General features: G+C 70.1%; 18 protein-coding genes. 4 read left to right on the forward strand and 14 right to left on the reverse strand.

The annotated features are described in order from the left end of the window. Position 1 precedes the first annotated feature (1 nt). Positions 2-1342 (reverse strand): class I SAM-dependent RNA methyltransferase, encoded by a 1341-nt coding sequence (locus ASD23_RS10235; protein WP_157377059.1) that lies wholly within the window; start codon positions 1340-1342, stop codon positions 2-4. Between the two features lie 45 nt (positions 1343-1387). On the opposite strand from ASD23_RS10235, the gene ASD23_RS10240 reads away from it, so the two are divergent. Together ASD23_RS10240 and ASD23_RS10245 are read left to right on the forward strand one after the other, a co-directional pair. Further along, positions 1388-2038 carry a Maf family protein gene (locus tag ASD23_RS10240; protein WP_056009997.1) on the forward strand — a complete coding sequence of 217 codons (651 nt, stop codon included), beginning with the start codon at positions 1388-1390 and terminating at the stop codon, positions 2036-2038. A 97-nt stretch (positions 2039-2135) separates the two neighbouring features. Then, entirely contained in the window at positions 2136-3908 is a 1773-nt protein-coding gene (locus ASD23_RS10245; RefSeq protein WP_056009999.1) for an acetyl/propionyl/methylcrotonyl-CoA carboxylase subunit alpha, read from the forward strand. Positions 3909-3987: 79 nt separating this feature from the next. On the opposite strand, the gene ASD23_RS10250 is transcribed toward ASD23_RS10245, so the two are convergent. The 5 genes from ASD23_RS10250 to ASD23_RS10270 form a co-directional block, all read right to left on the reverse strand. Next, positions 3988-5418: a flavin monoamine oxidase family protein gene (locus ASD23_RS10250; protein WP_056010001.1), complete on the reverse strand. Its 1431-nt coding sequence runs from the start codon at positions 5416-5418 to the stop codon at positions 3988-3990. 112 nt (positions 5419-5530) lie between these two features. Beyond that, positions 5531-6955 (reverse strand): flavin monoamine oxidase family protein, encoded by a 1425-nt coding sequence (locus ASD23_RS10255; RefSeq protein WP_056010003.1) that lies wholly within the window; start codon positions 6953-6955, stop codon positions 5531-5533. A gap of 153 nt (positions 6956-7108) precedes the next feature. Next, entirely contained in the window at positions 7109-7843 is a 735-nt protein-coding gene (locus ASD23_RS10260; RefSeq protein WP_056010005.1) for a hypothetical protein, read from the reverse strand. A 122-nt stretch (positions 7844-7965) separates the two neighbouring features. Further along, positions 7966-9489 carry an APC family permease gene (locus ASD23_RS10265; protein ID WP_056010007.1) on the reverse strand — a complete coding sequence of 508 codons (1524 nt, stop codon included), beginning with the start codon at positions 9487-9489 and terminating at the stop codon, positions 7966-7968. 45 nt (positions 9490-9534) lie between these two features. Beyond that, positions 9535-10965, reverse strand: a complete 1431-nt coding sequence (locus ASD23_RS10270) for an NAD(P)H-quinone dehydrogenase (protein ID WP_056012911.1) — start codon at positions 10963-10965, stop codon at positions 9535-9537. A gap of 84 nt (positions 10966-11049) precedes the next feature. Between ASD23_RS10270 and ASD23_RS10275 the strand changes: the two genes are divergently transcribed. Both ASD23_RS10275 and ASD23_RS10280 read left to right on the forward strand, forming a co-directional pair. After that, the gene (locus ASD23_RS10275; protein WP_157377060.1) at positions 11050-11877 is read left to right on the forward strand and encodes a purine-nucleoside phosphorylase; all 828 of its coding nucleotides are present in this window, start codon (positions 11050-11052) and stop codon (positions 11875-11877) included. A gap of 10 nt (positions 11878-11887) precedes the next feature. Then, positions 11888-13597 carry a phospho-sugar mutase gene (locus ASD23_RS10280; RefSeq protein ID WP_056010011.1) on the forward strand — a complete coding sequence of 570 codons (1710 nt, stop codon included), beginning with the start codon at positions 11888-11890 and terminating at the stop codon, positions 13595-13597. Between the two features lie 33 nt (positions 13598-13630). On the opposite strand, the gene ASD23_RS10285 is transcribed toward ASD23_RS10280, so the two are convergent. From ASD23_RS10285 to ASD23_RS10320, 8 genes are all read right to left on the reverse strand, one after another. Continuing rightward, positions 13631-13915 carry a PTS sugar transporter subunit IIB gene (locus tag ASD23_RS10285; RefSeq protein WP_056010013.1) on the reverse strand — a complete coding sequence of 95 codons (285 nt, stop codon included), beginning with the start codon at positions 13913-13915 and terminating at the stop codon, positions 13631-13633. Beyond that, positions 13912-14370 (reverse strand): PTS sugar transporter subunit IIA, encoded by a 459-nt coding sequence (locus tag ASD23_RS10290; RefSeq protein ID WP_056010015.1) that lies wholly within the window; start codon positions 14368-14370, stop codon positions 13912-13914. Before ASD23_RS10290 ends, ASD23_RS10285 begins: the two co-directional genes overlap by 4 nt. 55 nt (positions 14371-14425) lie before the next feature. Continuing rightward, positions 14426-15538 (reverse strand): adenosine deaminase, encoded by a 1113-nt coding sequence (locus ASD23_RS10295; protein WP_157377126.1) that lies wholly within the window; start codon positions 15536-15538, stop codon positions 14426-14428. Positions 15539-15692: 154 nt separating this feature from the next. Then, on the reverse strand, positions 15693-16994 hold the full coding sequence (locus ASD23_RS10300) for a thymidine phosphorylase (RefSeq protein ID WP_056010020.1): 1302 nt from the start codon (positions 16992-16994) through the stop codon (positions 15693-15695). Beyond that, positions 16991-17410 (reverse strand): cytidine deaminase, encoded by a 420-nt coding sequence (locus ASD23_RS10305; protein WP_056010022.1) that lies wholly within the window; start codon positions 17408-17410, stop codon positions 16991-16993. The genes ASD23_RS10300 and ASD23_RS10305 overlap by 4 nt, the downstream gene beginning before the upstream one ends. 50 nt (positions 17411-17460) lie before the next feature. After that, positions 17461-18750, reverse strand: a complete 1290-nt coding sequence (locus ASD23_RS10310) for an ABC transporter permease (RefSeq protein WP_056010024.1) — start codon at positions 18748-18750, stop codon at positions 17461-17463. Then, entirely contained in the window at positions 18747-20108 is a 1362-nt protein-coding gene (locus ASD23_RS10315; RefSeq protein ID WP_082571354.1) for an ABC transporter permease, read from the reverse strand. Before ASD23_RS10315 ends, ASD23_RS10310 begins: the two co-directional genes overlap by 4 nt. After that, positions 20105-21622: an ABC transporter ATP-binding protein gene (locus ASD23_RS10320; protein ID WP_056010026.1), complete on the reverse strand. Its 1518-nt coding sequence runs from the start codon at positions 21620-21622 to the stop codon at positions 20105-20107. Before ASD23_RS10320 ends, ASD23_RS10315 begins: the two co-directional genes overlap by 4 nt. Between the last annotated feature and the right edge of the window lie 90 nt (positions 21623-21712).

A 21712-nucleotide genomic window follows, 5' to 3' on the forward strand; every position in this document is an offset into this window, starting at 1 on the left:
TTCACACGATAGCGCGGAGGCGGGCGACCGCCTCGACGTGATGGGTGTTCGGGAACAGGTCGTAGGCACGCAGCTCGTCGAGCTCGTAGCCGCGCTCGCGGAACAGGCCCACGTCGCGCGCGAAGGCGACCGGGTCGCAGGCGACGTAGACGAGCTGCCGCGGGTGCAGCTCAACGAGCCGTTCGACGACCTCTCGGCCCGCTCCGGCACGCGGTGGATCGAGCACGATCGTCGCGTCGCGGAGGCGCGCGCGTTCAGCGGCACCCGATCCGGCCTCGAGTTCGGCGAGGTACCGGTCGACGCGAGCCGTCACGGCGCGGGCGCCGAGCCACTCCGAGAGGTTCGCCCCCGCGTGCTCGGTGGCACGCGCGTCGGACTCGACCGTCGTGATGCGCACGGTCTCGCCGAACCGGTCGCCGACGGCTGCCGCGAGCAACCCGACTCCGCCGTAGAGGTCGTGGTTGGCTGCACGGGGGTCGAAGAGGTCGTCGTCGACGAGTTCCTGCACGGCGCGCGTGAGCGTGGCCGCGGCGCCGCGGTGGACCTGCCAGAAGCCGTCCCGGTCGAGCCGGAAGCTGCGATCGCCCACGCGCTCCTCGATCGTCGGACGCGAACCGCGTGCCGGGCGGTCGCCCTCGACCATCACGATCGCCGGATCGCCCGCGCTCGGTGCCACGAGGTCGATGGCGGTCGCGCCCGGGAATCGGTCGCCGAGGGGCGCGAGCGCCGCCAGTTCGGCCACTGCGAGGGGGACGGACGTCACGGGCACGATCGAGTGGCTGCGCGCCGCGTACGGCCCCACACGGCCGTCCGCACCGACATGGAGGCGCATCCGCGTGCGCCATCCGGTGCCGTCGTCGACCGAGACGCCCTCGGCGAGCGCGGGATCGACCGGGGCGACCTCGACGCCGACCTCGACGCCCGCCATGCGCGAGAGCGCGTCGCGCAGCACGTCGCCCTTCAGCGCCCGCTGCCGCTCCATGCGGATGTGGCCGAACTCCGCGCCGCCGGGTCGAAGCTCGGGCGCGCGATCGACGGATGCCTCGGCCCACACGTGCTCGCGGCGGTCGGGCGAAGCCTCGAGCACTTCCACGGTCTCCGCGCGCCAGAACTTCTCCTTGCCCTGGTCGCTGACGCGGGCGGCCACGCGCTCCCCCGGGATGGCGTCGGCGACGAAGACGACTCGGCCCTCGTGCCGCGCGACGAAGACGCCGCCGTGGGCGACCCGCTCGACCTCGAGCTCGATCACCGGCCCGTCGGTGGCGGGCGGCTTCGGGGTGGGGCGGGGCGAGCGCGAGGGCTTGCGCCCACCGGTTCGACGCGGGCGTCGGTTCTCTGGCATGCAACGAGCATTCCACAGCGGCGGGCCTGCGGGCAGGATGGAGGCATGCGCCTCTACCTCGCCTCGACTTCGCCGGCCCGACTGCAGACCCTTCGCGCGGCCGGGATCGAGCCGACAGCGCTTCCCCCCGGTGTCGACGAGGAAGCCGTCGTCGCCGCGCACGAGGCGCTCTCCGGCCCGCTCGCCGCTCGCGAGATGGTGCAACTGCTCGCACAGGCGAAGGCCGAGGCGCTCGTCGGCGCCGAGCCGGGCGGAGAGCCGATCGACGGGCTCATCCTCGGCGGCGACTCGGCGTTCCTGACCGGCGGCTCGATCCACGGAAAGCCGCACCTGCCCGACGTGGCCCGGCAGCGCTGGCTCGCCCAGAACGGCGGTCACGGCGAGCTCTGGTCGGGTCACTGGCTCATCGACCACCGGGGCGGCCGGGTGAACGGCGCGGTCGGTCGAGCGGATGTCGCGACCGTGCGCTTCGCGGCGCTCGACGACGCCGAGATCGACGCGTACATCGCGACCGGCGAGCCACTGCTCGTTGCAGGCGCGTTCACGATCGACAGCCTCGGCGGTCCCTTCATCCGGCGGGTCGAGGGAGACCCGTCGACGGTCGTCGGCCTCTCGCTCTCGACGCTCCGGGACCTCGTGCGCGAGCTCGGCGTGGCGTGGCCGTCGCTCTGGAACCGCCGGCCCGCTGCCGAGTGACCGCTCGCGTCGATTGTCGATGCCCGCAAGAGACATCCGCTCTTTTTGTGGAAGGCACCCAAAGAGCCGACCCGCGCGCGCAATAGGCTTGAGCATTATGCCGCGCATCTCCAAGGTCCTCATCGCCAACCGTGGCGAGATCGCCGTCCGCGTCATCCGGGCCGCCCGTGACGCCGGCCTCGGCTCCGTCGCCGTCTACGCCGACCAAGACCGCGACGCGCGGCATGTGAAGCTCGCCGACGAGGCGTACGCCCTCGACGGCACGACGAGCGCCGACACGTATCTCGTGATCGACAAGATCCTCTCGATCGCCCGTCGCTCGGGCGCCGACGCCGTGCACCCCGGCTACGGATTCCTCGCCGAGAACCCCGACTTCGCCCGTGCCGTGATCGGCGCGGGCCTCATCTGGATCGGCCCCTCGCCCGAGGCGATCGAGCGACTCGGCGACAAGGTCTCGGCACGCCACGTCGCCGAGAAGGTCGGCGCCCCGCTCGCGCCCGGCACCCTCAACCCCGTCGCGGATGCCGCGGAGGTGCTCGATTTCGTCGACGTACACGGCCTGCCCGTGGCGATCAAGGCCGCCTTCGGCGGCGGCGGCCGCGGCCTGAAGGTCGCCCGCACCCGCGAAGAGGTGCCCGAGCTCTTCGATTCGGCCACCCGCGAGGCGGTCGCGGCGTTCGGCCGCGGCGAGTGCTTCGTCGAGAAGTACCTCGACAAGCCTCGTCACGTCGAGACGCAGTGCCTCGCCGACGAGCACGGCAACGTCGTCGTCGTCTCGACCCGCGACTGCTCGCTCCAGCGCCGCCACCAGAAGCTCGTCGAGGAGGCGCCCGCGCCGTTCCTCACCGACGCCCAGACCACGCTGCTCTACGAATCGTCGAAGGCCATCCTCCGCGAGGTGGGCTACGTCGGCGCCGGCACCTGCGAGTTCCTGATCGGCCAAGATGGCACAGTCTCGTTCCTCGAGGTCAACACGCGGCTCCAGGTCGAGCACCCGGTCTCCGAAGAGGTCACCGGCATCGACCTCGTGCGCGAGCAGTTCCGCCTCGCCGAGGGCGGCGTGCTCGACTACGCCGACCCCGTGACGACCGGGCACTCGATCGAGTTCCGCATCAACGGCGAGGACCCCGGCCGCGGCTTCCTGCCTGCGCCCGGCCCCGTGCACCAGTTGCGCTTCCCGGGCGGCCCCGGCATCCGCATCGACTCGGGCGTCACCTCCGGCGACGAGATCTCCGGCGCGTTCGACTCCCTCCTCGCCAAGCTCATCGTCACCGGTCGCGACCGCAAGGACGCGCTCGAGCGCGCGCGCCGCGCACTCGACGAGTTCGAGGTCGCGGGCCTGCCGACCGTGCTGCCGTTCCACCGCGACATCGTGCGCAACCCCGCCTTCGCCCCCGACGGCGACGAGGCGTTCTCGATCTACACGCGCTGGATCGAGACCGAGTACGACAACCAGCTCGAGCCCTGGTCGGGCGAACTCGCCGACAACGCCGGACCCGCCGAACGCACGAGCGTCGTCGTCGAGGTCGCCGGACGCCGGGTCGAGGTCACGCTGCCGAAGCGCATCGTGGGCGGCGGGTCATCCGCATCTCGCACCGCCGGTGCTGCTCCGCGCCGCCGCGCTGCGTCGCACGCCGTCGACACCGGCACGGGCGACGCCGTCAAGGCGCCGATGCAGGCGACCATCGTGAAGGTGGCCGTCGCCGAGGGCGACAAGGTCGTCAAGGGCGACCTCGTGCTCGTGCTCGAGGCCATGAAAATGGAGCAGCCGATCCTCGCCCACAAGGACGGCGTCATCGGCACGGTCAACGCCGAGGCCGGCGCGACCGTCTCGAGCGGGCACCTGCTGCTCGCCATCGTCGACGCGTAGTCGCGACGACCCTCGAACGAACAGAACCGCCGTGCGGTGCCAGTCGGCACTGCACGGCGGTTCGTCGATCTCCCTCGCGTCAGCGCCCCGCCAGCGCCCCGAGCACGGCGTTCGCGGCGTCGACGCCCGTATCGCGTGACCACGCGATCGTGCTGGTGACCATGCCGGCCCAGAAGATCGTCTCGTCCACCGGTGCGTAGAGGCCGTTGGCGTTCCAGCGCGAGAACGGGCCGGGGTACGCGCCCCGCGCGAACTCGTCCTTCGACCAGTCGTGGGTCGACGACTTCGTGTACTGCAGGCCTTGGTCGCCGGTCGCCGTGCGCAGGTTGTCGAGTGCGGCGGCGAAACGCTGCGACTCGGGCAGATCGAGCAGCTCCTGCGCCCTGCCTCCGGTCATCCACGACACGATGACCTCGCCGCTGAAGCCGGGCGTGCCGACCGAGGCGTTCCAGTTGCTCGGCGGATTCTTCGAGAAGGTCGTGAGCATGTCCCAGCCCTGCGGCACCGGATGGCCGGCGGGGAGCACGGGATGGGCGAATTCGAGGATGCCCTTGAAGACCGGCAGGTAGCTGATCGCCTGGAACCCGTTGACCTTCGCCGGCGGCAGCGGCGGGTCGAAGACCACGTCGCCGTGCTTCAGCACGCCGCCGGGCAATGCCACGACCAGCGACTTCGCCGTGTACGAGCCCTGGGTCGAGTGCACCTCGACGTGACCGGGTGCGTGCTCGACCGTGTGCACCCTGGCGTTCAGCAGCAGCGGAAGGCCGGCGACGAGCGGCTGCAGCACCTGGTCGTAGCCGCCGATGACGCGGTAGTCGCCGTACTCTTCGGGTGGCATCGGGCCCGTGAGGCCCTGGTAGCCGAGCGCGATCTCGACGACCTTCACGGCCTCCTTGGCGGGCAGCACGTCGAACTGCTCGGTGTCGACCTCGATCGCCGCGAGCATGATGGGGTAGTTGTCGCGGACGATGCCGACCCGTTGCAGCCAGTGCAGAGCGGTCTCGCCCGGGGCCGCCGCCGGGAGTCCGTTCGGGTACGAGGGGGCTCCGAGCGGGAAGTGCCACGACTCGTAGTGGAAGCCGTCGATCCACGGTGTGCCCGGGCGGAGACGGCCGAACAGCTTCGTCTGGCGGTGCGTCGAGAGACCGAGCTGGTCGATCAGCTGCCAGGTCGAGACGGTGCTGCCGTGCACGAGCTCGGCGCCGCGCTCGATCGGGATCGACATGGACGTGCGGTCGGTCCACATCCGGCCGCCGATGCGATTCCGAGCTTCGAGCACGAGCACGCTGCGGCCCTGATCGGCAATGGTTCGTGCCGCTCCCAGCCCGGCCGCGCCGGCGCCGATCACGATCGCATCCCACGTGCGGGTCTGCCAACTGCCCGGCGTCGGCTTCGCTCCGGCGGTCAGCAGGAGGCCAGCCGCGCCGACGGCCCCCGCCGTGAGCAGGGTTCGCCGGGTGAACCCGCCGAGCGCGGGCGTCGTGACGTCGTTCGTTCCATGTTCGTGCATCGGTACTGCCTCCTGGATGGGTGGTGGTGCGATGTTGGTGCGAGGGGTCGATCAGGGGGCCGACGTCGACGGCCGTCGACGCGGTGGGACGAGAGGTCGGGCGGAGAGCCCCTCAGCGCAGCGCCAGTGCGGCGAGCGCGGCGTTCGCCGCGGACACGCCGGAGTTCCGCGAGGAGTGGATCGTGCTCGTCACCATGCCCGCCCAGAAGACGGTGTCCGCGATCGGCGCGTTCAGGCCGCTGCGCCGTGAGAACGGCCCGGGGTACGCGCCCCTCGCGAACTCGTCCTTCGACCAGTCGTAGGTCGAGGCGTTGACGTACTGGAGTCCCTGGTCGCCGACGGCGGTGCGCACGTTGTCGAGCGCCGCCTCGAACCGTTCGGTCTCGGACAGGTCGAGGAGTTCCTGCGCCTTGCCGCCCGTCATCCAGGCGACGACGATCTCGCCGTCGTAGCCCGGTGTTCCGACCGAGCCGTTCCAGAGGCTCGGCGGGTTCTTCGAGAACGTCGTCATGATGTCCCAGGCGTGCGGCACCGGGTGGCCGGGCGGCAGCACCGGCTGCGCGAACTCGAGGATCCCCTTGAAGACCGGCAGGTACTCGATCTCCTGGAATCCGTCGCGCTTGTCGGCGGGCAGCGGCGGGTCGAAGACGACGTCGCCGTGCTTCAGCACGCCACCCGGCAGGGCGACCACGAGCGTCTTGGCCTTGAACGAGCCGATGCTCGAGTGCACGTCGACCCTGCCCGGCCGGTGCTCGACCGTGTGCACCCGAGCGCCGTGCAGCAGCGGGAGTCCTGCCACGAGGGGCTGCAACACCTGGTTGTACCCGCCGATGACCCGGTAGTCGCCGTATTCCTCGGGCGGGAGCGGCCCGGACAGGTCCTGCGTCTCGAGGCAGGCGACCACGGTGTCGACGACGAACCACGCCGGCAGCACGTCGAACTGCTCCGAGTCGACCTCGATCGCCGCCAGCGCCGTCGGATAGTTCTCGGGCGGGATGCCGACACGCCCGAGCCAGGCGAGGGCGGTCTCGCCGTCGCTCGGATCGGGCAGTCCGTTCGGGTACGAGGGGGCCCCGAGGGGGAAGTGGAGGCCCTCGAAGTCGAATGCATCGGTCCACGGGGAGTCTGGCCGAAGCCGGGAGAAGATGGTCGTCTGCCGGTGTGTCGCGAGGCCGAGTTCGTTGATGAGCCCCCAGGTCGACACCGTCGTGCCGTGCACGAGTTCGGCGCCGCGTTCGATCGGGATGCCCATCGAGGTTCGGTCGGTCCACATGCGGCCGCCGATGCGATCACGGGCCTCGAGCACGAGCACGCGCTTGCCGGCATCGGCGAGCACTCGCGCGGCGCCGAGACCGGACGCGCCGGCTCCGATGACGATCGCGTCCCACATGCGGTTGTAGGAACCGAGGATGCCGCGGCGCGGGTGCGCACCAGCGGTGAGGAGCAGGCCCGCGGTGCCGGCCGCGCCGACGCCGAGCATGGTTCGTCGCGTGAGCCCTCGGGCGTCGGCTGCCTGGGTCGGGTCTTCGTCGTACATCGTGCCTCCTGGAACGTCGCTGTCGAAGGGGCCGCCGACGGTCCCTCGAAACGCGGAACCGGTCGGCGAACGGATGCTGCATTCGGACCGTATCGCGATCGGCGACGTCTGCGCAACGCTGTTGACAACATTGTTGCGATGGGGCGCGTTCGTTCAGACGTGCCCGATGCCGAAGTTCCAGGGAGCACGGACCACACTCGTCACGGTGGGATCGTTCTCGCGGTTCCAATGGCTCACGGCGACCGCGTTGGCGTTCGCCGGCCCGTAGGTACCGTCCCACTCGGAGTACCAGCGTTCTCCGACGTCCGGACCCGTCTCCGCAGGGAACTCGTCGTAGCCGCTTCCATGCCAGGTCTCTCCCAGCTCGGCAGCCAGCGCCTGTGCGTCGTCCCCGGGGCGGAAACCCTGCACCGTGGCGACCGAGATCCCGTCGCCGACGATCGGATGCGTGAACTCGATCGCCACATTCATGTCGGAGGAGATGCCGTCGGGCTCGTGGTCGTCGATGACGACCACGCCCGGCCAGGTGTACTTCGTCCACGGGAACCACTCGTGGCCGCCGGGCCGCTCCTCGACATCGGGTGGGCCGCCGAGCACGTTCGAGATCGTGTCCACGAATGCCACCGCCTCCGCGTCGTACGACAACTCGCCGACGACGACGCCAGCGGCGTTCACGAGTTCGAGTTGTTCGGGTCGAACGACGATGCGCGCGACGACCGGATCCGCCCCGTCCGCGGTGGAGGTCGGCGGCACCGACTCGATCGGCGCCGCGGTGGCGTGCGGTGTCGGGGTCGCCGTGGGCGGAGGCTCCAGCGACGGGACGCAGGCAGTCAGCGCCAGCGCTGCCGCGAGAAGCATCGTCATGAGGCCGATCGAGCGCTGTTCCATGTGAGTCGCCTCCGTCTCGCCGGGCTGCCCGGCGAGACGAATCTACTGGCACGCCGAAGTCCGGACCCGACCCTCCGGATCACGTTTCGGCAACGCCCGCGAGCGGACCCCTCCCCCTCCGCTCAGCGGCCGGTTGGTGGCTCCGCCCCCTGCACCGTGGGCAGCTCGACCTCGCTCACGCGAAGCTCGAGGCCGAGCCGCGAGCGACGACGCCCGTACAGCAGGTAGATGACGAGCCCGATCGCGAGCCAGACCAGGAACCGCACCCACGTGAGCGTCGTCAGGTTGAACATGAGCCAGACGCAGAGCGCCGCCGAGAGGATCGGCAGCACGGGCGACCACGGCACGCGGAAGCCGCGCTGCAGGTCGGGGCGTGTGCGGCGCAGCACCACGACACCGATGCTCACGAGCACGAAGGCCGAGAGCGTGCCGATGTTGATCATCTCCTCGAGGAGGCCGACGTCGGTGAAGGCGGCGACGAACGCCACGACCGTGCCCGCGATGATCTGGATGCGCGCGGGCGTCTTCGTGTGCTGGGTGGTCTTCGACAGCCAGCGCGGCAGCAGGCCGTCACGGCTGAGCGCGAAGACGATGCGCGAGAGGCCGAGCAGGATGATCATGATCACGGTCGTGAGGCCCGCGAGCGCGCCGAGCGAGATCACGGCCGACGCCCAGTCCTGCCCGACGAGCCGGAAGGCGGTCGCGAGCGACGGCGTCTCCTCCGCCGCGAGCTCCGTGTACGAGACCATGCCCGTCATGACGATCGACACGAGCACGTACAGCAGCGTCACGATGCCGAGCCCGATGAAGATGCCGCGCGGCAGCCGCTTCTGCGGGTCGCGCACCTCCTCGGCGCTCGTGGCGACGACGTCGAAGCCGATGAACGCGAAGAACACGAGCGCCGCCGCCGAGAGCATGCCGAAGACGCCGTACTGCGCGGGCGCGGCGCCGGTCATCCAGGAGAGGAGCGACTGCGTCCAGACGTCCGTGGCACCGCCCTCGGTGGGCACCGCCTCGGGGATGAACGGAGTGAAGTTCGCCGCCTTGACGAAGAAGAAGCCGACGACGATCACGAAGAGCACGATCGCGACCTTGATGATCGTGAACACCGCGCCGACGCGCGCCGTGAGCTTCGTGCCGGCGACGAGGAGGACCGTGAACACGGCCACAATGAGGAATGCCGGCCAGCTCACCTCGAGGCCGCCGAGCTGGAACGTCGACGGGAACGGCAGCCCGAACGCGAGCAGCGCCTCGCCGAGGTAGACCCCCCAGTACTTGGCGAGCACCGCCGCCGCGGTGAAGAGCTCGAGGATGAGGTCCCAGCCGATGATCCAGGCGAGCAGCTCCCCCATCGTCGCGTAGGTGAACGTGTAGGCGCTGCCCGCGACGGGCACGGTCGAGGCGAACTCCGCGTAGCACATGATCGCGAGCCCGCACGTGACGGCGGCGAGCACGAAGGAGACGATGACGCTCGGCCCGGCGAAGTTCGCCGCGGCCTGCGCCCCGACCGAGAAGATGCCGGCCCCGACCGCGACCGCGATGCCCATCAGGGCGAGGTCCCACGTGCCGAGGGAACGTTTCAGGCTCCGCTCCTCGTCATGGGAGTCGGCGATCGACGACTCGACCGATTTCACTCGCAGGTTCATGACTACCCCCTGAGGACGGCGCACCGCCCCCGCGGCGCTGCAACCTCAGCGTACGACGTGCATGGCCCGCGCGGCATCCGTCAAAGAACCGCTGAGCGACGGATACACCGGGAACGCCTCGGCGAACTGGTCCACCGTGAGGCGGTGCTCGACGGCGAGCGCGAGCGGGAAGATGAGCTCGGAGGCCTTCGGCGCCACGATCACGCCGCCGATGATCGCGCCCGACCCGCTCGACGCGAAGAGCTTCACGAAGCCGTCGCGAATGCCCATCATCTTGGCGCGTGGGTTCGACGAGAGCGGCAGCTTGTACACGACGCCGGGCACCACTCCCTCGTCGATCTCCTTCTCGGTCCAGCCGACCGTGGCGATCTCGGGCTGCGTGAAGATGTTCGAGGTGATGTTGCGCAGCTCTGGCGGGTTCACGACGTCGCCCATCGCGTGGAACACCGCGGTGCGGCCCTGCATCGAGGCGACGGAGGCGAGCGGCAGGAAGGTCGTGCAGTCGCCGGCCGCGTAGATGTTCGGCATCGACGTGCGAGCGACGCGGTTCACGCGGATGTGGCCGCTCTCGGCGAGCTGCACGCCGGCGTCCTCGAGGCCGAGGTCGAGCGTGTTCGGCACCGAGCCGACCGCCATGAGGCAGTGGCTGCCGCGCACCTCGCGCCCGTCGGTCAGGGTCGCCACGACGCTGTCGCCGTCGCGCACGACGGACTCGGCGCGGGACTTGTTCATGACCTTCATGCCGTTGCGCTTGAAGACCTTCTCGATGACGGATGCCGCGTCGGCATCCTCTCCCGGAAGGACCTGGTCGCGGCTCGAGATGAGCGTGACCTTGGCGCCGAGGGCCCGGTACGCCGAGGCGAACTCCGCACCCGTGACACCGGAGCCGACCACGATGAGGTGCTCGGGCACGACCTGCAGGTGGTAGAGCTGGGTCCACGTGAGGATTCGCTCGCCGTCGGGGACGGCGGTCGGAAGCACCCGCGGCGAGGCGCCGACCGAGATCACGAGCGTGTCGGCCTCGATGCGGTCGAAGTCGGTGCCGCCCTTCGCGGTCGAGACGATGACGGCGTTCGGTCCGTCGAGGCGACCCTCGCCCTGCACGAGGTGCACGCCGGCCTCGATGAGATTCGACCGCATGTCCTCGGACTGCTGGGCGGCGAGGCCGAGCAGCCGCTTGTTCACGGCGGCCAGGTTGATCGCGACGTTCGGCTTCACGGCCTTCTCGGAGTCGCCCTTCGCGAAGAACTGCACGCCGAGATCGGCGGCCTCCTTCACGGCGTTGGAGGCCTCGGCGGTCGCGATGAGGGACTTCGACGGCACCACGTCGGTGAGCACCGCCGCGCCGCCGACGCCGGCGCGCTCGATGAGCGTCACCTCGGCCCCGAGCTGCGCCCCGGCGAGTGCGGCCTCATACCCTCCAGGCCCTCCTCCGAGTACGGCAATACGTTGGGTGCGCTCGAACTCATAGGCCATGCTCACATTCTGCCAGTTCACGCCCTCGGGCCAGCAAACGAGCACGACCTCGCCGCGGCATCCGCTGCTCATTAGAGTGGGATGATGCACGCTGCGAACCCGCTCGACGATCCCACTGCCGACCCCTTCGCGATCGCCGCCCTCGCGGCCGAGCGCATCGCGGAGCTCACCGGAGTCGAGCGGCACGACGTCGCACTGACGCTCGGCAGCGGCTGGGGCCGCGCCGCCGAGCTCATCGGCGAGACGACGCACACGATCGCCGCGACCGAGGTGCCCGGGTTCTCCAAGCCCGCTCTCGAGGGCCACGTCGGCACGCTGCGCTCAGTGCTGCTGCCGAGCGGCAAGCGCGCCCTCGTCATCGGCGCCCGCACCCACTACTACGAAGACCACGGCGTGCGCCGCGTCGTGCACTCCGTGCGGACCGCGGCCGCGACGGGCGCGAAGACGATGATCCTCACGAACGGCGCGGGCGGCATCAAGGAGCACTGGACCCCCGGTACCCCCGTGCTCATCAGCGACCACATCAACCTCACGGCCGATTCGCCGCTCGAGGGCGCGACCTTCATCGATCTCACCGACCTCTACTCGAAGCGGCTCCGCGACCTCGCGCACTCGATCGACCCGGCGCTCGACGAGGGCGTCTACTGCCAGTTCCGCGGGCCCCACTACGAGACGCCCGCCGAGGTGCAGATGGCGAAGATCATCGGCGGCCACATCGTGGGCATGTCGACCGCCCTCGAGGCCATCGCCGCCCGCCAGGCCGGCATGGAGGTGCTCGGCATGTCGCTCATCACGAACCTCGCAGCCGGCATCCAGACGACGCCGCTGAGCCATGAAGAGGTCATCGAAGCCGGGCGCACGGCCGAACCGGTGATCTCGAGCCTGCTCGCCAAGATCGTCGCAGAACTCTAAGGGGCAGCGGATGTCGCAGACCGACGATTCCCGCGACGCGGAACGCATCGCCCTCGCCGAGGCGTGGCTGGCGCAGGACCCCGACCCCGAGACGATCGCCGAACTCACGTCGATCGTCGACGCGGTGCGCAGCGGCGATCCCGCGGCATCCGCCGACCTCGCCGACCGCTTCGATCAGCGACTCGCGTTCGGCACGGCCGGCCTCCGCGGCGAGATCGCCGCCGGACCGAACCGGATGAACCGGGTGCTCGTCTCCCAGGCGGCAGCGGGCCTCGCCGCCCACCTCGTCGAGCACGCCGCGCTCGGGCAGACGCCCTCGATCGTGATCGGCTTCGACGGCCGCAAGAACTCCGCCGTCTTCGCGCGCGACACGGCCGAGATCATGGCGGGCGCCGGGGTGCGCGCGATCCTGCTGCCCCGGCTGCTGCCGACGCCCGTGCTCGCCTTCGCCGTGCGGTACTTCGACGTGTCGGCGGGCGTCATGGTGACGGCCTCGCACAACCCACCGAACGACAACGGTTACAAGGTCTACCTCGGGGGCGACGACCACGGTTCGCAGATCGTGGCGCCGGCCGACGCCGAGATCGCCGCGCAGATCCAGCGCGTCGCCGACACCCGGCTCGTCACCGAACTGCCTCGCGGCGTCTTCGAGACGGCCTCCGAGGCGGTCGTCGACGAGTACGTCCGCCAGACCGCCGCGGTCGCCGCTCCCCCGGCAGCACAGCCGCGCGTGGTCTACACCGCGATGCACGGTGTCGGATGGCAGACCATGGCGAGCGTGCTCGCCGCGGCCGGCTTCGAGGCGCCGCGACTGGTCGAGGCGCAGATCGAGCCCGACCCGGCGTTCCCGACGGTGTCCTTCCCGAACCCCGAAGAGCCCGGCGCGATGGACCTCTCATTCGCACGGGCTCGAGAGGTCGACGCCGAGCTCATCGTCGCGAACGACCCAGACGCCGACCGGCTCGCGATCGCGATCCCCGACGCCGCTGCGGACTCCGGCTACCGACGCCTCTCCGGCAACGAGGTGGGTCTGGTGCTCGGCTGGCAGGCCGCGGAGCGGGCCGCCGCCGTCACCGGAGACTCGGGCCCGAACGGCGCGCTCGCGTGCTCGATCGTCTCCTCCCCCGGCCTCGAGGCCATCGCCAGGGCCTACGACCTCGACTTCGAAGCCACGCTCACCGGATTCAAGTGGATCTCCCGTGCGCCCGGACTCGTCTTCGGGTTCGAAGAGGCCCTCGGCTACCTCGTGAACCCCGGCACCGTGCGCGACAAGGACGGCATCTCCGCCGGTCTCGCCTTCCTCTCCCTCGCGGCACAGCTCAAGTCCGAGGGGCGCACCGTCGCCGATCACCTCGACGACCTCGTCGAACGGTTCGGCTGCCACGACTCGGGCCAGATCTCGATCCGGGTCACCGAGCTCTCCCGCATCGGCGAGATCATGGAGCGCCTGCGCGCCGAGCCACCCGCCTCGGTCGGCGGCATCCGGGTCGAGCGCATCGAAGACCTCGCCGAGGGATACGGCGACCTGCCGCCGTCCGACGTGCTCCGCATCGTCCTCGAGGGCGGCGGCCGGGTCATGGTGCGACCGAGCGGCACCGAGCCGAAGCTCAAGGTCTACCTCGATGCGGTGTCCGAGACGGGCACCGTCGCTGAGCGTCGCGCCGCGGCATCCGCTGCCATCTCGGCGCTCGACGCGGGAATGCGGGAGCTCGTCGCGTAGCTGCCGGCCGTCGTGGTGCCGGGCTCGAGGGGATCAGCCGAGCGACGTCTCGAGCTTCGCGCCGATCTCCTCGACATCGAAGTAGTTCGACACCTCGACGATCTCGGCGAAGCTGCGACCGATCGCGGCGCGCACAGCGCCCGCGAGCTCGGTCGACGTCAGGATGACCTGGGCGTCGGCGGCGGCCACGGCGACACCGGCGAGATCGCTGGCATCGACGTCGGCCGTGAGCCCCAGCCGGTCGAGCGCGCGCTCGGCATTGACCTTCAGGATCGCAGACGTGCCGATGCCGAGTCCGCAGACGGCGATGATCTTCACGCCCCGGCCTCCGCGTCGAAGCCGAGCAGGGTCCGCATCTCGTCGGCCGACTCCGCCCGCGCCATGCGGCCGACGATGCCGCTGTCGTTGAACGCATTGGCGAGCTGCGCCACCGAGGCGACGTGCTCCTCGGCGTTCGACACGGCGAGGCCGACCACGACCCGCACGGGGTCGTTGTGCGGATGGCCGAACGGCACGGGCTCCGCGAGCGTCACCACGGCGAGCCCCTCGCGACGCACGTCGGGTCCCGGCCGGGCATGCGCGAGTGCGAGGCCCGGCGCGATCACCACGTAGGCGCCGAACTCCTCGATGACCGCGATCATCCGGTCGGCGTACTCCGAACGAGTGGAGCCCGAGCGCGTGAGGGCGCGGCCCGCCTCGCGCACGGCGGCACGCCAGTCGTCGACGTGCGCCCTGAGCACGATCGCGTCGTCGGGGAGCGGCGGGAGGGTCATCGGGGTCCGTTCAGGATGGTGCAGGCGGGTGCTCGGTGCGCGGGGCATCCGTGCGTCAGGCGTCGTCGAAGCCGTTCTGGATCTGCTCGGCGAGCTCTTCGCGGTCGTCGAGCGGCAGGAACGCCGCCGCCGCCGCGTTCAGCTGGAACGTCTCGAAGTCCTCGAGGTCGTAGCCGAACGCGTCGCTCAGCAGCGCGAGTTCGCGGGTGAGCGTCGTGCCCGACTGCAGGCGGTTGTCGGTGTTCACGGTCACGCGGAAACCGAGCTGGTAGAGCAGGTCGAACGGGTGGTCGATGAGCTCATCGCCCCACGCCGCGATCGCGCCGGTCTGCAGGTTCGAAGACGGGCTGGTCTCGAGCGCGATCTCGCGGTCGCGCACCCACTGCGCGACCGGACCCAGCGACACGTAGGTGTTCTCATCGTCTTGGCGATCGATGATGAGGTCTTCGGCGATGCGCACGCCGTGACCGAGCCGCAGGGCGCGACCGTCGAAGAGGGCGCTGCGAATGGACTCGAGACCGTCGGCCTCGCCGGCGTGCACCGTGACCGGCAGGTACTGGCTCGCGAGATAGTCGAACGCTGTGCGGTGGCGACTCGGCAGGAAACCGGCCTCGGCCCCGGCGATGTCGAATCCGACGACGCCGCGGTCGCGGTGCCGGACCGCGAGCTCCGCGATCTCGAGACCGCGGTCGGCGTGGCGCATGGCCGTGACGAGCTGGCCGACCCGGATGCCGCGGCCCTGAGCGCGTACCTCGTCGACGCCCTGCTCGAGCCCGGACTGGACCGCCTCGACGGTCTCATCGAGACTGAGGCCGCGCGTGAGGTGCTGCTCAGGGGCCCAGCGGATCTCGCCGTAGATGACGCCGTCGGCCGCGAGGTCCTGCACGAACTCGCGCGCGACGCGAGTGAGCCCCTCGCGGGTCTGCATGACGGCGGTCGTGAGGTCGAAAGTCTTCAGGTACTCGACGAGCGAGCCGGAGTTCGACTGCTCGGCGAACCACCGGTCGAGGCCCTCGGCATCGCTCGCGGGAACCTCGTGACCGATCTCGTCGGCGAGCTCGAGGAGCGTCTGCGGACGAAGGCCGCCGTCGAGGTGGTCATGCAGCGAGATCTTCGGCAGGGCCTGGATGTTCGTGCCGTCGCCTTCGAGGCGGTACTCCGTCGGAATCGTGTTCACGAGTCAACGATAGCGACAGGGCGCCCGGGAAGTCTCGGCAATCTCGAAGCAAGGCCGGCGGAGGCGCGCCGAAGGAGCATGTCGAGACCCGTCACTCGGATCTCGATCGCTCCCCCGCACTCGCTCCGCGATCGGAGGACGCCGCTCAGCGCCCGATGCGGTCGGCGATCAGCGGGCCGCCGTCGTTGATCGGGTCACCGGCATCGCCGATGCGCCATGCCCCCTCGACAGCCTCGAGCGCCCGCGAGAACCGGGCGGGCTCGTCGGCGTGCAGGGTGAAGAGCGGCTCGCCCGCTCGCACGGTGTCGCCCGGCTTGGCGTGCAGCTCGATGCCGGCAGCGTGCTGCACGGGGTCCTGCTTGCGTGCGCGTCCGGCACCGAGGCGCCAGGCTGCGATGCCGAACGGCAGTGCCTGCTGCTCCACGAGCACGCCGTCGCGCTCTGCCGTGACGACATGCTGTTCCCGCGCCACCGGCAGGGCGGCGTCGGGGTCGCCGCCCTGGGCGCGGATGGCTCGCCGCCACGTGTCCATGGCGCGCCCATCGTCGAGGGCGCCCTCGACATCGGCGTCGGGCTGCCCCGCGAGCGCGAGCATCTCGCGGGCGAGGGCGACCGTGAGCGAGCGGACGTCGGAGGGGCCGCCGCCGGCGAGCACCTCGACCGATTCCCGCACCTCGTTGGCGTTGCCGATCGTGAGGCCGAGCGGCACGTTCATGTTCGTGATGAGCGCCGAGGTCGCGACCCCCGCGTCTTCGCCGAGTTCGACCATGGTGCGCGCGAGTTCGCGCGAGCGTTCGATGTCGGTGAGGAACGCCCCGGAACCGAACTTCACGTCGAGCACGAGGGCACCGGTGCCCTCGGCGATCTTCTTCGACATGATCGAGGAGGCGATGAGCGGGATGGCCTCGACCGTGCCCGTGATGTCGCGGAGCGCGTAGAGCTTCTTGTCGGCCGGCGCGAGTCCTGCGCCGGCAGCGCAGATCACGCCCCCCACGTCGCGGAGCTGGGCGAACATCTCGTCGTTCGTGAGGTCGGCGCGCCATCCGGGGATCGACTCGAGCTTGTCGAGCGTGCCGCCCGTGTGCCCGAGCCCACGACCCGACAGCTGGGGCACCGCCACGCCGAAGGTGGCAACGAGCGGCATCAGGGGAAGCGTGATCTTGTCGCCGACGCCGCCGGTCGAGTGCTTGTCGCTCGTGGGCTTGCCGAGCCCCGAGAAGTCCATGCGCTCGCCGCTGGCGATCATCGCCATCGTGAGATCGCGGATCTCGCGGCGGGTCATGCCGTTCAGGAAGATCGCCATCGTCATGGCGGACATCTGCTCGTCGGCGACGTAGCCGCGCGTATAGGCGTCGACGAGCCAGTCGATCTCGGGCGTCTCGAGTTCGCGACCGTCGCGCTTCGCGCGGATGAGGTCGACGGCGTCGAACGGTTCGACGGTGCTCATGGCTTCACTCCTCTGAATTCGGCGAGCTGCCGGGGACCGAACGCGTCGGGCAGCACCTCGTCGATGGTCTTGATTCCCGACACGGTGTCGAGCAGCATCCCGTCGGCCGAGTGCTCGTAGAGCAGCTGCCGGCAGCGCCCGCAGGGCATGAGCGCCGCGCCGTGGCCGTCGACGCAGGCGAAGGCGACGAGCTTGCCGCCGCCCGACATGACGAGCGCGGAGACGAGCGAGCACTCGGCGCAGAGCGTCACGCCGTACGAGGCGTTCTCGACGTTGCAGCCGCTCACGATGCGGCCGTCGTCGACGATCGCCGCGGCCCCCACCGGGAACTCCGAGTACGGCACGTACGCCTTCGCCATCGCCTCGCGGGCACGCCCGCGGAGCTCGTTCCAGTCGATCGCATCCGTTGCGGTCATGGTGCTCCCCCGTTCCAGGATGTCGGTGTCCGGGCGCTTCGCGCGCCCGATCAGGATTTGATGTACGGTTTGCCCGCCGCGGCCGGGCCGCGCACCTTGCCCACGAGACCGGCCACCGCGAAGATCGTGACGACGTAGGGCAGCATGAGCATGAACTCGCTGGGCACCGGCGAGCCGATGACCGAGAGGGTGTTCTGCAGGTTCGACGCGAAGCCGAACAGCAGCGCGGCGAGCGTCGCCTTGATCGGGTCCCATTGGCCGAAGATCACGGCCGCCAGGGCGATGAAGCCCGCGCCGGCGGTCATCTCCTTGTTGAAGGCGATGCCGGAGCCGATCGTGAAGAACGTGCCGCCGAGGCCGGCGATCGCGCCGGCGAGGGCGACGTTCCAGAAGCGGGTGCGGTTGACGTTGATGCCGACGGTGTCGGCGGCCTGCGGGTGCTCGCCGACGGCACGGAGCCGGAGGCCCCACTTCGTGTGGAACAGCCCGATGTAGACCGCCGCGACGGCGATGTACATGAGGTACACGACGACCGTCTGCCGGAAGAAGACCGGCCCGATGATGGGGATGTCGCCGAGCACCGGGATCGGCCAGCGATCGAACCGCGGCGGGGTGTTGAGCAGTGCCGCGTTCGGCGCGAGCACCTGCGAGAAGAAGAAGCTCGTGAGGCCCGTGACGAGCACGTTGAGCACGACACCGACGATGACCTGGTCGACGAAGTACTTGATCGCGAAGGCCGCGAGCACGAACGCGACGAGCATGCCGGCGACCATGGCCGCGAGGAGCCCGAACCAGGGCTGCCCGGTGATGGACGCCACGACGGCGGCCGTGAACGCACCGGCGAGCAGCTGGCCCTCGATCGCGATGTTGATCACGCCGACGCGCTCGCCGAGCACGCCCGCGAGCGAACCGAAGATGAGCGGCACGGCGAGGCTCAACGAGCCGAACAGCAGGCCGATCATCGGCAGCGAGGCTCCCGCGGCCGCCCACGTGAGGAAGCCGAACATGAAGAGGATCGCGAAGACGACGATTGTCCAGAGGGGCACGCGCTTCTTCGAGGCGACGAGCCAGGCGGAGTACGCCGTCACCAGGGCGAGGAGCACCACGACGGTCCAGAGCGCCGGCATGGTCGGCACCGTGATCTCGGGAAGCTGCACCGCATCGGTGGGCGAGGAGAGCCGGAACTTCGTGACGCCCTCGCGCGGTGCGAACACCGCGAGGGCGAGCGCCACGAGCGTGAAGACGGCGAACGCGATCGGGGCCTTCCAGCTCGTCACGACGGTGGTGTCGAGCGCGTCGGGCTGCGGCGCCGTGCGGTGGTGCTCTGCGGTCGTGCTCATTTCGCGTCGACCTCCTTCGTGACGATGGGTCGCGGTCGTTTCGGACCGGCCTTCGGGTCGGGCAGGCGGAAGATCGTGCGCACGAGCGGCGGCGCCGCGATGAAGAGCACGATGAGCGACTGCACGACGAGCACGATCTCGACGGGCACGCCCTCGGCAGCCTGCATCGAGAAGCCGCCCGCCTTGAACGCACCGAACAGGATGCCGGCGATGAAGATGCCCCACGGGGTCGACCGGCCGAGCAGCGCCACCGTGATGGCGTCGAACCCGATGCCGGCGTCGATGCCGGCGGTGAATCCGGTCGTCACGGTGCCGAGCACCTGGCTGACGCCGGCGAGGCCGAGCAGCGCACCCGCGATGAGCATGGCGTAGACGTACATCGACGAGACGTTGATGCCCGCGACGCGCGCCGCGTTCGGGTTCTCGCCGACCGCACGGAACTTGAAGCCGAGGCTCGAACGGGAGAGGATCCACCACACGAGGATCGTCGCCGCGATCACGAGGATGAAGCCGAAGTGCAGGTTGTACTGCTGGCCGAGCAGCAGCGGGAAGATCGCCGTCTCTTTCATGGCCGGCGTCTTCGGGTTCGAGGATCCGGGCGCCTGCAGGAGGCCGGGGGTGCGCAGCATCCAGGAGACCAGGTAGAAGGCCACGTAGTTCAGCATGATCGTGACGATCACCTCGTGCGCACCGGTGCGCGCCTTCAGGAGACCGGCGATGCCGGCCCAGAGCGCGCCGCCGAGCAGTCCGCCGACGAGCGCGACGAGCATGTGGAGCCCCATCGGCAGGTCGACGGCGAAGCCGATCCACCCGGCGACGGATGCCGCGATGAGCATCTGGCCGCGACCACCGATGTTGAACATGCCGACGCGGAACGCGAGGCCGACGCCGAGGCCACCGGCGATGAGCGGCGTGGCGAAGGTGAGCGTCTCCGTCAACGGCCGGATGCCGGCCGCGAAGGTGTCACGCCGGAAGTTGTAGACCGACCCCTGGAAGAGGGCGGAGTACGCTCCGGAGACCGACTCCCAGATGGCGACGAAGGTGTCGCCGGGACGCGCGAAGAAGTACCCGCTCGCGGCCTGCACCCGCTCGTCGGTGAACGCGATCATGATCGCGCCGACGAGGAGGGCGAGCACGACCGAAAGCACCGAGATGATCGCGTTGCCCGTGGAGATCTGGCGCAGCATCGTGTGCCAGCGCGACGGCGGTTCGACCTCCCCTGCGGGCGTCGCGGGCGTCGCCGTCGTGACGGGCGATGGCGCGGCGCCGGGTGCGAGCGCGCCCGGCTCCTCGATCGCGACGTCGGCGTCGTGGTCGGTGCCGGGGGCGTCGCCCCGCGGCGGCTGGGGGTCGCTCATGCGGCGGCTCCTTCTGCGGGGGCTTCGCCGGCCATCATCAGGCCGAGCACGTCTCTGGGGGTGTCGCCTGGCACGATGCCGACGATGCGGCCGCGGTACATGACCATGATGCGGTCGGCGAGGGCGGCCACCTCGTCGAGCTCGGTCGACACGACGACGACGGGAACCCCGGAGTCGCGCGTGGCGACGATGCGCTTGTGGATGAACTCGATCGAGCCGACATCGACGCCGCGCGTCGGCTGCGCCGCGACGAACAGGCTCAGGTCGCGGCTCAGCTCACGAGCGAGCACGACCTTCTGCTGGTTGCCGCCGGAGAGACGGCCGACCTTCTCGTCGATGCCCTGGGTGCGGACGTCGAACTCCTTCACGCGATCGCGTGCGAACTCGGCGAGGAACCCGCGCTGGACGTTGCCCGCCTTCACGAAGGGGGCACCGTTCGAACGGTCGAGCATGAGGTTCTCGGCGATCGAGAACTCGCCGACGAGGCCGTCTTCGTTGCGGTCTTCGGGGATGAAGCCGACGCCGGCGTCGAGGATCTTGCGCACGTTCGAGGTCGTGAGCTCGACGCCGTCGAGCTTGATGGAGCCCTGCACCCGCGGCTGGAGCCCGACGAGCGCCTCGGTGAGCTCGGTCTGCCCGTTGCCCTGCACGCCGGCGACCGCGAGGATCTCGCCCTTGCGAACGGTGAAGCTCACGTCGTTGACGACGAGCTGGCCGATGTGGTCGATGACGCTGAGCCCCTCGACGACGAGCGCGGCCTCGCCGATCTTCGGCTCCTCCTTGTGCACGGTGAGTTCGACGGCACGGCCGACCATGAGCGCGGCGAGCTCGACGTTCGACGCGGTCGGTGACGCCTCGCCGACGACCTTGCCGAGGCGGATCACGGTGATGCGGTCGGCGACCTCGCGCACCTCGCGCAGCTTGTGCGTGATGAAGACGATGGAGGTGCCCGATTCCTTCAGCTGACGCATGATCTGCATCAACTCATCGGTCTCCTGCGGAGTCAGCACTGCGGTCGGCTCGTCGAAGACGAGCACCCGTGCATCGTGCGAGAGCGCCTTGATGATCTCGACGCGCTGCTGCACGCCGACCGGGAGATCATCGACGAGCGCGTCGGGGTCGACGTCGAAGCCGAAGCGATCGGAGATCTCACGGACCCGAGCGCGAGCCGTGGCGAGGTCGAGGATGCCGCCGGCCTTCGTCGCCTCGTGGCCCAGCATGACGTTCTCGGCGACCGTGAAGACGGGGATGAGCATGAAGTGCTGGTGCACCATGCCGATGCCCGCGGCCATCGCATCGCCGGGGCCCGCGAAGTGCATGACCTCATCGTCGAGGAGGACCTCGCCGTCGTCTGCCTGATAGAGACCGTAGAGCACGTTCATGAGCGTCGACTTGCCTGCACCGTTCTCGCCGAGCAGGCAATGGATCTCTCCAGCCTCCACGGTGAGGTCGATGTGGTCGTTGGCGACCAAGCTGCCGAATCGCTTCGTGATGCCGCGAAGTTCGAGCTTCATGCTCCCGATCCTAGTGAGGGTGCCGCATCCGTTGGAGATGCTGCGCGGATGTTGTGGGACCGAATGGGGTCCTGCTCAGATGTTGTCCGG

This window comes from Agromyces sp. Root1464 (assembly GCF_001427265.1).
GTDB lineage: Bacteria > Actinomycetota > Actinomycetes > Actinomycetales > Microbacteriaceae > Agromyces > Agromyces fucosus.

Coding starts and splice junctions, on each gene's coding strand:
- ASD23_RS10305 (WP_056010022.1), bottom strand. CDS start 17,410: ATGACCGCAACGGATGCGATCGACTGGAACGAGCTCCGCGGGCGTGCC.
- ASD23_RS10235 (WP_157377059.1), bottom strand. CDS start 1,342: ATGCCAGAGAACCGACGCCCGCGTCGAACCGGTGGGCGCAAGCCCTCG.
- ASD23_RS10260 (WP_056010005.1), bottom strand. CDS start 7,843: ATGGAACAGCGCTCGATCGGCCTCATGACGATGCTTCTCGCGGCAGCG.
- ASD23_RS10265 (WP_056010007.1), bottom strand. CDS start 9,489: ATGAACCTGCGAGTGAAATCGGTCGAGTCGTCGATCGCCGACTCCCAT.
- ASD23_RS10240 (WP_056009997.1), top strand. CDS start 1,388: ATGCGCCTCTACCTCGCCTCGACTTCGCCGGCCCGACTGCAGACCCTT.
- ASD23_RS10245 (WP_056009999.1), top strand. CDS start 2,136: ATGCCGCGCATCTCCAAGGTCCTCATCGCCAACCGTGGCGAGATCGCC.
- ASD23_RS10270 (WP_056012911.1), bottom strand. CDS start 10,965: ATGGCCTATGAGTTCGAGCGCACCCAACGTATTGCCGTACTCGGAGGA.
- ASD23_RS10310 (WP_056010024.1), bottom strand. CDS start 18,750: ATGAGCACGACCGCAGAGCACCACCGCACGGCGCCGCAGCCCGACGCG.
- ASD23_RS10315 (WP_082571354.1), bottom strand. CDS start 20,108: ATGAGCGACCCCCAGCCGCCGCGGGGCGACGCCCCCGGCACCGACCAC.
- ASD23_RS10290 (WP_056010015.1), bottom strand. CDS start 14,370: ATGACCCTCCCGCCGCTCCCCGACGACGCGATCGTGCTCAGGGCGCAC.
- ASD23_RS10320 (WP_056010026.1), bottom strand. CDS start 21,622: ATGAAGCTCGAACTTCGCGGCATCACGAAGCGATTCGGCAGCTTGGTC.
- ASD23_RS10275 (WP_157377060.1), top strand. CDS start 11,050: ATGCACGCTGCGAACCCGCTCGACGATCCCACTGCCGACCCCTTCGCG.
- ASD23_RS10300 (WP_056010020.1), bottom strand. CDS start 16,994: ATGAGCACCGTCGAACCGTTCGACGCCGTCGACCTCATCCGCGCGAAG.
- ASD23_RS10280 (WP_056010011.1), top strand. CDS start 11,888: ATGTCGCAGACCGACGATTCCCGCGACGCGGAACGCATCGCCCTCGCC.
- ASD23_RS10255 (WP_056010003.1), bottom strand. CDS start 6,955: ATGTACGACGAAGACCCGACCCAGGCAGCCGACGCCCGAGGGCTCACG.
- ASD23_RS10250 (WP_056010001.1), bottom strand. CDS start 5,418: ATGCACGAACATGGAACGAACGACGTCACGACGCCCGCGCTCGGCGGG.